This is a genomic window from Neobacillus bataviensis LMG 21833 (assembly GCF_000307875.1).
Taxonomy (GTDB): Bacteria; Bacillota; Bacilli; order Bacillales; family Cytobacillaceae; genus Neobacillus; species Neobacillus bataviensis.
Window position 1 is genome coordinate 1 of sequence record NZ_AJLS01000087.1, and the last position, 488, is coordinate 488.

Below are 488 nucleotides of genomic sequence, written 5' to 3' on the forward strand. Positions count from 1 at the left end.
TGTTGTTCTGTTTTGTTGCGTTCGTTCTGTTGTTGCGTTTCGTTCTGTTGTTGTGTTTCGTTCTTTAAATACTGTCTGATAAGACTTACTGAATTGTCCTCTAACACAATTTTATTTTTTATTTTTTGAGTTGGGATTGAATTTTTGTTTATTATTCTTGAAATTCTAGTTTTATTAGTGCCTAATTCGTCAGCCAGCTCTTTTATGGTTTTTACATTCTTACTCATGGTCTAAGTCCTGCCTTTTAACCGTAGGTAGATATTGCTCGATTGCTTTTTTGAGATACTTCGCTATATTGCGTTTAGAATAGGCTTCTTGTTTGCTAGATACATAAGACAAGTGGTCTTTGACCCCATTCAATCCTCTTAATTCTTTCAGCTCGTCATAAAGCGGATAGACGTTCTTTTGCAAACCTTGGAGCTATACTATAAAAGTGGACAGAAAATTGTGTGTTATAATCTCTCGTATTAAGACTGTTCATCCACTAA

General features: G+C 34.4%; 2 protein-coding genes. Both read right to left on the reverse strand.

From position 1 onward, the window contains the following. Positions 1 to 227, reverse strand: a 227-nt coding sequence (locus tag BABA_RS12865; RefSeq protein WP_007085626.1) for a hypothetical protein, incomplete at its 3' end; no start/stop codon positions are given. Continuing rightward, positions 220 to 411, reverse strand: a complete 192-nt coding sequence (locus BABA_RS26565; RefSeq protein WP_007085627.1) for a replication protein — start codon at positions 409 to 411, stop codon at positions 220 to 222. The genes BABA_RS26565 and BABA_RS12865, both read right to left, overlap by 8 nt. Positions 412 to 488 lie beyond the last annotated feature (77 nt).